This window comes from Nocardia sp. NPDC060220 (assembly GCF_042727815.1).
Taxonomy (GTDB): Bacteria; Actinomycetota; Actinomycetes; order Mycobacteriales; family Mycobacteriaceae; genus Nocardia.
On the sequence record NZ_JBHWZY010000242.1, the window covers coordinates 1 to 8,530 of the forward strand.

6 protein-coding genes and 1 pseudogene are annotated in these 8,530 nt (G+C 70.2%); 3 read left to right on the top strand and 4 right to left on the bottom strand.

Translation table 11 applies throughout. From position 1 onward, the window contains the following. Positions 1-723: Hsp70 family protein (locus tag ACFWF3_RS14940; RefSeq protein ID WP_379314109.1), on the bottom strand; the 723-nt coding region annotated here is incomplete at its 3' end. Positions 724-1,016: 293 nt separating this feature from the next. On the opposite strand from ACFWF3_RS14940, the gene ACFWF3_RS14945 reads away from it, so the two are divergent. From ACFWF3_RS14945 to ACFWF3_RS14955, 3 genes are read left to right on the top strand one after another with little or no spacing between them, the layout of a single operon-like run. Then, entirely contained in the window at positions 1,017-3,806 is a 2,790-nt protein-coding gene (locus ACFWF3_RS14945) for an IniB N-terminal domain-containing protein (RefSeq protein ID WP_379314110.1), read from the top strand. A gap of 17 nt (positions 3,807-3,823) precedes the next feature. Further along, positions 3,824-5,662: a dynamin family protein gene (locus tag ACFWF3_RS14950; protein WP_379314111.1), complete on the top strand. Its 1,839-nt coding sequence runs from the start codon at positions 3,824-3,826 to the stop codon at positions 5,660-5,662. Next, positions 5,659-7,227 carry a dynamin family protein gene (locus ACFWF3_RS14955; RefSeq protein ID WP_379314112.1) on the top strand — a complete coding sequence of 523 codons (1,569 nt, stop codon included), beginning with the start codon at positions 5,659-5,661 and terminating at the stop codon, positions 7,225-7,227. Before ACFWF3_RS14950 ends, ACFWF3_RS14955 begins: the two co-directional genes overlap by 4 nt. 4 nt (positions 7,228-7,231) lie before the next feature. Here ACFWF3_RS14955 and ACFWF3_RS14960 read toward each other — a convergent pair whose 3' ends face one another. From ACFWF3_RS14960 to ACFWF3_RS14970, 3 genes and pseudogenes are all read right to left on the bottom strand, one after another. After that, entirely contained in the window at positions 7,232-7,507 is a 276-nt protein-coding gene (locus tag ACFWF3_RS14960; RefSeq protein WP_378995824.1) for a hypothetical protein, read from the bottom strand. 76 nt (positions 7,508-7,583) lie between these two features. Continuing rightward, positions 7,584-7,886: a hypothetical protein gene (locus ACFWF3_RS14965; protein WP_379314113.1), complete on the bottom strand. Its 303-nt coding sequence runs from the start codon at positions 7,884-7,886 to the stop codon at positions 7,584-7,586. Positions 7,887-7,906: 20 nt separating this feature from the next. Beyond that, a pseudogene (locus tag ACFWF3_RS14970) lies at positions 7,907-8,530 on the bottom strand (MFS transporter); the annotation flags it as partial.

Here is an 8,530-nt window from a genome sequence, read left to right on the forward strand (position 1 = left end):
GAGTTCTTCTTTCGCAATTCTGCAGCGTTCTCGCAATGCCGACAATTCTTCTTCGACAACGGGATCGAATGGATCTATGTCGTTTCCGTTCAGAACATTTGCCAGCACGTAGCGCATGGTCAGTAGATCGAATTCGGAACCGGCGATCGCGGTGCTGTGCACCGGGGTGCCGAGCAGTCCGGCCTGTTCGCCGGTGCGCAGGACCGACACGGTCGAACCGCTCGCGCCGAGGTCGTACACGACCAGCGCGCCGTCTTCGAGCTGTCCGTGCTCGATCTCGTATCGGCGCACCGCGGCCAGCGGCTCGGGCACCAGCGTCACTTCGGGCAGGCCGGCGCGGGCCAGCGCGGACCTGGCGGCCTCGACGGTGTGCTCCGGCCACCATGCCGGGTAGCACGCGACGGTGGTGGGCACCTCGGTGGCGACACCGGAGAGTTCGGCGATCAGCGCACGGGTCGCGGCGGCGACCAAATCGGCTGCGTCGTGGGTGGAACCGTCCTCGGCCAGCAGATCCACCGGATCGCCGACCCTGGACACGTAGTCGTCGACGACAACCCCGCGATGGTGGCGCGTGGTGTCGGCGAAGCTCACCGATCCGTCGGCGCCGAGCATCAGTGCGCTGCGATGGGTGCGAACGGTGGCACCGGTCCCGTCGGCTGTCGTGGCCGCGGCGGCCGAATTCGCCGCTCCGACAGTGATGCCGAGCGCCAGACGCTCTGTCATTTGGACAACCCCGTTCGCAGGACTTCCGGTGGGCCGGTAAACGCTTGTGTACAGCGAGATCGCCGATGGCAGCGTCCCACTCGATCTGTCGGTTGCTAGGGGACAGCTGTTACCTGCGATGGGGCAAGTACGGGGAAATTCCCCTAATCGGTGGTCGGCCCCTAATGGGGTACGCCCGGCGGGACTAGGTATTCGCCCCGTTACCTGTAACGACGGGCCCACCTAGCGTGAAAGACATTCCAACGACAAACAGATCCGGCGTCACCGCCCATGATCTGGAGGAGCTGATCTCGATGACACCGAACGCGATTCTGGAGTTCATCCTCAATCTGCTGCGCGACCCCGAGGCCGCGGCAGGCTACTGCGCCAACCCGTGCCTCGCGCTGGCTGAGGCAGGCCTCGTGGTGACCCCGGAGGACATTTCCGCCGTCGCCCCCATGGTGGCGGAATCCGCGCTGGTCAGCGGCGGCTCCCAGTTGCAGGCGATCGTAGCCGCCGGCGCCGCGGCGAGCACGAGCGCGGCCCTGGCAGGAACAGCCACCGCTGCCGCCGCCGTCACCGCGGCCGCGGCGGCCGATGCCGAACTCGACCTCGGTCTCGACGCCGGCCTCGGTGCTGTGGCCTCGGTCGTCGCCGGCGCCGCCGCCCAGGTAGGCGCCGGCCTCGATGTGGCACTCGACGCCGTCACCGGCGCGAACGTCGATGTGAACGCCGGCCTCGGCGCCGACCTGGCCGCCGGTGTGACCGGCGCCCTCGGCGCGGGCCTCGGCCTGAACGGCGCGATCGACAGCGCCCTCGACCTCGGCGCGAACCTCGGCGGAGCGCTGAACGGTGCGGTAGGTGTTGGTGGTGATCTTGCCGCTGGTCTGGGTGGTGCGCTGAACGGTGCGGCCGGTGTTGGTGGTGACTTGGCTGCTGGTCTGGGTGGTGCTGTGAACGGTGCGGTGGGTGTCGGTGGTGATCTTGCCGCTGGTCTTGGCGGTGCGCTGAACGGTGCGGTGGGTATTGGTGGTGATCTTGCCGCTGGTCTCGGTGGAGCGCTGAACGGCGCGGCCGGTGCCGGCGCGGATCTCGGTGCGGGTCTCGACACCACGTTGTCCGGTGGAATCGGTGCCGGTCTCGACGGTGCCCTGTCGGGTGCGGTCGGCGCGGGGACCGACCTTGCCGCGGGTCTCGGGGGCAGCCTGGCAGGCTCGGTCGGTGCGGGTGCTGGTCTCGGTGGGGCGCTCACGGGCGCGGCTGGTGTTGGTGGTGACCTGGCTGCTGGTCTGGGTGGTGCGCTGAACGGCGCGGTTGGTGCCGGCGCGGATCTCGGTGCGGGTCTCGACACCACGCTGTCCGATGGTCTCGACGGTGCCCTGTCGGGTGCGGTCGGCGCGGGGACCGACCTTGCCGCGGGTCTCGGGGGCAGCCTGGCCGGCTCGGTCGGCGCGGGTGCTGGTCTCGGTGGGGCGCTCACGGGCGCGGCTGGTGTTGGTGGTGACTTGGCTGCTGATCTCGGTGGTGCGCTGAACGGCGCGGCCGGTGCCGGTGCGGGTCTCGACACCACGTTGTCCGGTGGAATCGGTGCCGGTCTCGACGGTGCCCTGTCGGGTGCGGTGGGCGCCGGGACGGGCCTTGCCGCGGGTCTCGGGGGCAGCCTGGCCGGCTCGGTCGGCGCGGGGACCGACCTTGCCGCAGGTCTTGGCGGCAGCCTGGCCGGCTCGGTCGGCGCGGGTGCTGGTCTCGGTGAGGCGCTCACGGGCGCGGTCGGTGCGGGGGCCGAACTCGAGACCGGGCTGGATGCTGCGCTGGGCGGTGCCGCCGGTGCGGGTGTGGGTCTGGGCGGTGCGCTCACGGGTGCGGCAGGCGCAGGCGCGGATCTCGCCGCTGGTCTAGACGGCGCAGTGGGTACCGGAGTCGGTCTCGGTGGCGAGCTGACCGGTGCGGCCGGTGCCGGTCTGGGTGGCGCGTTGTCGAGTGCGGTCGGTGCGGGCGCTGGTCTCGGCGGGGCGTTGGCCGTGGGCGGCGATATCGCCGCCGACTTGGATGGTGCGGTCGATGTCGCCGCTGGTCTCGGCGGTGGTCTCGATGCCGGTCTGAGCGGTGCGACCACCGCCGCGGGAGGACTCGGTGCCGGCGTCGGCGGTGGTCTCGGTGCCGCAGCCAATGCGGGCGCGCAGACTGCCGGTGGGCTCGGTGCCGCAGCCAACGTGGGGGCGCAGGCCGCCGGCGGGCTGGGCGCGGCCGCCACCACGTCGGCGATCACTGGTCTCGACGGCGTGGTCGGCGCGGGCGCGGACCTGGGCACCGGTCTCGAAACCGGGTTGGGCGGCGCAGTGTCGGCGGGTACGGATCTGACCGGTGGCTTCACGGGTGGGGCAGGGTTCGGGGTCGACGAACTGCTCACCGGCGGCGGCTCCGGACAGATCACGACCGGAGTGGAATCAGCGCTGTCCACCACGTCGGGCATCGGGCTGACCACGGGTCTGCACGGCGGCCTCGAGACCGCGACGACTGTCGGCACCGACGTGACCGGTTCGCTCGCCTCGGGTGCGCAGGCAGGAGTGAACGGCGCAGTCGATCTGGCCGGTGGCGCCCACGCGGGCCTCAACGGTGTGGCCGACGCAGGCGCCGGCCTCGCGGGTTCCGCCGTCGGCGGTGCCCAGACCGGGTTGACCGGTGCCGTGGAGACCGGCCTGACAGGTTCCGCGATCGGCGGCGCCGAAACGGGAACCGGTCTCGAGACCGGCCTCGGCGGACTCGGCGATGCGGGACTGTCGGGCACGATCACCGGTGGCACCCAGGTGACCGGCGGCTTCACCTCCGCCGTCGACGGCGCGGCGCAGGGCGGCACCGCCGCGGCCGGCGGCCTCTCCGGCCAGACCACGTCGACCTCGACCACCCAGATCGACGCTTCCGGCACCACTCATGGCGCGGTTACCACCGCGGCCGACACCTGGTCCGGCGTCGACGTATCGAGCGCATTCGGTTCGGGCCTGCACGGTTCCAGCCTCGGTGGTGCCGAGACCTCGCTGTTCGGTGAATCGAGCACCGTCACCGACACCGGTGCCGACGTGCACACCGACGGACTGTTCCACTGAGCGAAACGGGCGAAGGGATGACTGTTCTCGCACCGAACGTGGTGCCGCTGACGACGGTGTTGTCCGACACCGTCGCGGCGGCCCACGCCGCGGGCCGTGACGACCTGGTCGGGCGTCTGGAGAAGGTGGCCGTGCGGGTGCGCGACCCGCGGCACCGGATCGTCGTCACCGGTCAGCTCGGTCAGGGCAAGAGCAGGTTCGTGAACGCACTGCTCGGGTTGGATGTGTGCCGGGTCGGCGACGACGCGACCACCGTGTTGCCCCTGCAACTGTCCTACGGCGCGCAGCAGCGGGCGTACCTGGTGCTCACCGCGCCGGGTACCGACGAATCGCGGGTGGAGATCCCGTTCGACGAGATCGGAACCGTCGATACCCGCACGCCACTGGCGCAGGGTAGACAGGTCGTGCGGATCGAAGCCGAGCTGCCCAGTCAGCTGCTGGCCGACGGCATCGTCCTGATCGACACCCCTGGCGTCGGCGGCCACGGAAGTGCCGGCACCGCGGGCGTGCTCAGCCTGGCTGCGGCCGCCGACGCCGTGCTTGTGCTCTCGGATGCCTCGACCGAGCTCACCGAACCCGCACTCACCTTCGTCCGGCAGATCCGCGAAATGTGTCCCGCGGTCGCCGTTCTGCTCACCAAGACCGACCTCTACCCGCACTGGCGGCAGGTGCTGGAGGCCGACCGAGCCCATCTGACGCGCGCGGAAACCGATGTCGCCCTGATCCCGGTATCGGCGCTGCTGCGTGCACACGCCCTGCGCTTGCAGGACGCGCAGCTGGGCCTGGAGTCCGGTTTCGGCGTGCTGTTCGGTTTCCTGCGCGATCGGGTCGTCGCCCGTGATCAGGCGGTCACGCGGCAGGCTGTGGCTCGTGAATTGCATTCGACCGCAGAGCATCTGGCGCTGGCGCTGGGCAGCGAGCTGGTGGCGCTGCGCGATCCGGCCGGTGGCGCGGCGGCGGTCAACGAGTTGCAGTCGGCGCGGGCGGCCGCCGAGGAGTTGCAGCGGCGCACCGCGAGCTGGCAGCAGACCCTCACCGACGGCATCACCGACCTCGTGGGCGACGTCGATCACGACCTGCGCGATCGTCTGCGCGGTATCGCCCGCACGGGCCAGGAGTGGATCGACGAGAACGACCCGGGCAGGCATTGGGGCGCGATCACGGAATGGCTGACCGGCTCCGTCGATACCGCCCTCGGCGACAACCTTCTGCTGACCCACCGCCGAGCCGAGCTGCTCGCCGAACGGATCGCGGGCCATTTCGCCGAGGTCGGCGCGGTCGATCTGCCGGAGGTGCACTCCGGGATGGACGACGAGAGCGGCCTGGCCAGTTCGGGTTCCCTGGCCGATCTCGAGCCGGATATCGGCTTCAGGAGCAAGGTGCTGGTCGGTATGCGCGGCTCCTACGGCGGCGTGCTGATGATCGGGCTCGCCACGACCTTCGCCGGCCTGGCCATGCTGAACCCGATCTCGCTCGGCGCGGGCCTGATCGTGGGCGGCAAGGCCTATCGCGACGACAAGTCGGCCCGGCTGGCGCGCCGCCGCGTCGAGGCCAACGGTGAGGTGCGCCGGTTCCTCGACGACGTGGCGTTCCAGGCAGCCAAGGACACCAAGGACCGGCTGCACCGCATCCACCGTGCGCTGCGCGACCACTTCGCCGGGGTGGCCGAGCGCAGCCTTCGGTCGATCGACGCTTCCCTGCGGGCCGCACAGGAGGCGGCGGCGATGGCCGCCACACACCGCGCCGAGCGCACCGTCGTGCTGGAACGCCAACTGCACGCGGTGGCCGAGTTGCGCCGCTACGCGGAATCGATGCAGATCGAACTGAGACGGGCCGACGGTACGGTATCTGGGTGACCCACCGTTTCGACACCGCCGCGCCCGGCGACCGGACCACACCGAGGATCCTGGCCGAAGCGCACGAGCTGATCGGCGCGGCGGCGCGGGCGTTCGGCCGCGACGAGTACGTGCGCGCGCTGCTGGCCGACTGCGAATACCGCTTGCGTGAGCCGCTGCGGGTCGCGCTGGCCGGTTCGATCAAGGCGGGCAAGTCGACGTTGCTGAACGCGCTGGTGGGCCAGGCCGTCGCCCCGACCGACGCCACCGAGTGCACCCGCGTCGTCACCTGGTACCGCGACGCCGCTACCCCCACGGTCACCGCGCACGCGGTCGACGGCTCGCGCGCGAATGTGATCGTGCGGCGCGGCAGCGGCGCGCACGGACTGACCTTCGACCTGAACGGTCTGAGCTGGGATGCGCGCGGCCCCCGGGCGATGGACCATCTCGAGGTCGGGTGGCCGTCGGCCGCGTTGTCGCAGACCACGATCATCGACACCCCTGGCACGTCGTCGCTGTCGCGTGAGGTGTCGCTGCGCACCGCGCGACTGCTCACTCCCGCCGATGTCGAGGATGATTCGCGGGCCGCGCCGCTGTCGGTGTCCGGCGCCGACGCCGTTGTCTATCTGTTGCGCCGTCTCGATGCCGCCGACGTGCGTTTTCTCGAGCAGATCGGTGCGGGCGCCGGTGGTGCGGGGCCGCTCGGTGTGATCGGGGTGGTGTCGCGCGCCGATGAGATCGGCTCCGGTCGTATCGACGCGCTGCATTCGGCCCGCGATGTCGCCGCCCGGTTCGCCGACGAGCTGGAGCGAACCGGCTTGTGCCAGGCGGTGATTCCGGTGGCCGGGCTGCTCGCGTTCGCCGCGGCGACCCTGCGACAGCCGGAGTTCGCGGCGTTCGAGGCGCTGTCCACGGTGCCCGCGGAGGATCTCGGGATCGCGTTGCTCTCGGCGGACCGATTCGCTCGCGCCGATGTCGCGCTGCCGGTCGATCCGCAACTGCGTGCGCAGCTGGTCGATCGCTTCGGCCTGTTCGGAATTCGCATGGCCACCATGCTGATTCGGCTCGGCGCCCGCGATTCTTCCGCGCTGGCGGCGGAATTGGCGGCTCGCAGCGGCATCGAGGAACTGCGCTCGGTCTTGGAGGTCCAATTCGGCCAGCGCGCTGAGGAATTGAAGGCGCATTCGGCGCTGAGCACGCTGGACCGGATCCTGGCCGCCTACCCCGGTACCGAAGCCGATCGCCTGCGGCCGCGCGTGCGAGCTCGGCTCGCCGATGTGCACGGTTTCACCGAACTCCGGCTGCTCGGGCGCCTGCGCACCGACGAATTGCCGTTGCCGCCACCGGTACTCGCCGACCTGTACCGCATGCTGGGCGGCGCCGGCGTGGCGGCGCATCTACGCCTCGGACTGCCCGCGGAGGCCGACTCGAATTCGTTGCGTGCCACGGCGTTCTCCGCCGTCCGCACCTGGCGTGCCCGAGCGGCCCACCCGCTGGCCGACCGATCGACCGCCACTGCCTGCCGCGCCGCGGCCCGCAGCGCCGAGGGAATTCTGGCCGAGCTCCCTCAGTCGCGGACCACCTAGCCGGTCAGAGGAAGTAGGCGGTTCCTGAGGAGCTTCCGGTCCCGTACCCCAGGCTCTTCGCGAACTCCCGAATCGCGATCAACGCGTTCCCCACCGGCCCCGGGTCACTGCACGATCCCCCGACCGACGAGAACGTGCACCCGTCATCGGCCACGGCGACGCCGCTGTCGGCCACGGCGCTCCCGGCGGAGGCGACCATCCCCCCGCCGGTCAGGGCGGCGATCACGGCCACCCCGCCGAACGCCCGCTTCCACTGAACCTTGCCCATCGATGCACGCATGCTTCCGAAACTAGTGTCCGGCAAGACTGTTCGCAGCCCTATCGTTGCCCCGAATAATCGGGGCAACGAGCGCTGATCACTCACCCAGTGCCGGCACTACCTCCTCCGCGAGGTACTGCTCGATCCCGCGCCCGGCCCGCTGCGCCTGGATCACGGTGGCGCCGTGCTCCTGAGCCGCAGCCGTCAATTCCTTCCGGGACTCGGCTTCCACCCCACCTCCGATCACCAGCAGGCGAACTTGCTCACGCTCGAGGATCGCGAGCGCCTCCTCGTCGGTGGTCGACCCGAGGACGCGATATCCGAGCCCGCCCACATAGCCGAGCGCGGCATCGACAACTTCGCGCCCGCGCCCGACGGTCAGCAGATCAACTGTGTACATGTGCTTCCACCCTTCATGTTTCATACTGTGACGATTTCCGGCTCATCATCGAGCACGCGCTGTTCCAGCTTTGCCTCCTTCGGCAGTGCGAAGAATCCGAGACACACCAGCAGCAGCATCCCGGCGCCGTAGAACAGCGTGTACCGGAATGTCTGAGCGAAGTTCACCGCGTTGGCCTCGGTGCCCGCTTCCGCGAGTGCGCGCGAAACTGCCGCGTCGCCAACAGGATTCGACTGACAACTAGGAGGTGTCACGACCGGGTCCTCTTCCGCCGACCGGTCGTGCACGCATGCCGCGAACCCGGCCACGATCTGATCCTGGAGCTGTACCGGCATTCCCTCGAGGGCCAGCTCGGCCCGGATCTCGGGCGTCACTGCGGCCACCCCGAGATCGGAATCCCGGTCCAGCGCGGTGAAGAACAGCACGCCGACCAACGCGACGCCCAGCGCGGTTCCCAACTGCTGTCCCGTGTTCAGCAGTCCGGAAGCCGACCCCGCCTCCCGTACCGGCACTTGACCGAGCAGCAGGTCCAGCGTCGGCGCCACCACCATCCCGAACCCCGCACCGGTGATCACCAACGGCAGCGCCATCTGCCAGGAAGTGAACTCGCTCCCGTATCGCACACCCATCGCGCCGTAGAGTGC

Bases quoted from the DNA above. Each gene is read 5' to 3' on its own strand.
- ACFWF3_RS14965 (WP_379314113.1), bottom strand. From the start codon at position 7,886: ATGTACACAGTTGATCTGCTGACCGTCGGGCGCGGGCGCGAAGTTGTC.
- ACFWF3_RS14960 (WP_378995824.1), bottom strand. From the start codon at position 7,507: ATGCGTGCATCGATGGGCAAGGTTCAGTGGAAGCGGGCGTTCGGCGGG.
- ACFWF3_RS14945 (WP_379314110.1), top strand. From the start codon at position 1,017: ATGACACCGAACGCGATTCTGGAGTTCATCCTCAATCTGCTGCGCGAC.
- ACFWF3_RS14950 (WP_379314111.1), top strand. From the start codon at position 3,824: ATGACTGTTCTCGCACCGAACGTGGTGCCGCTGACGACGGTGTTGTCC.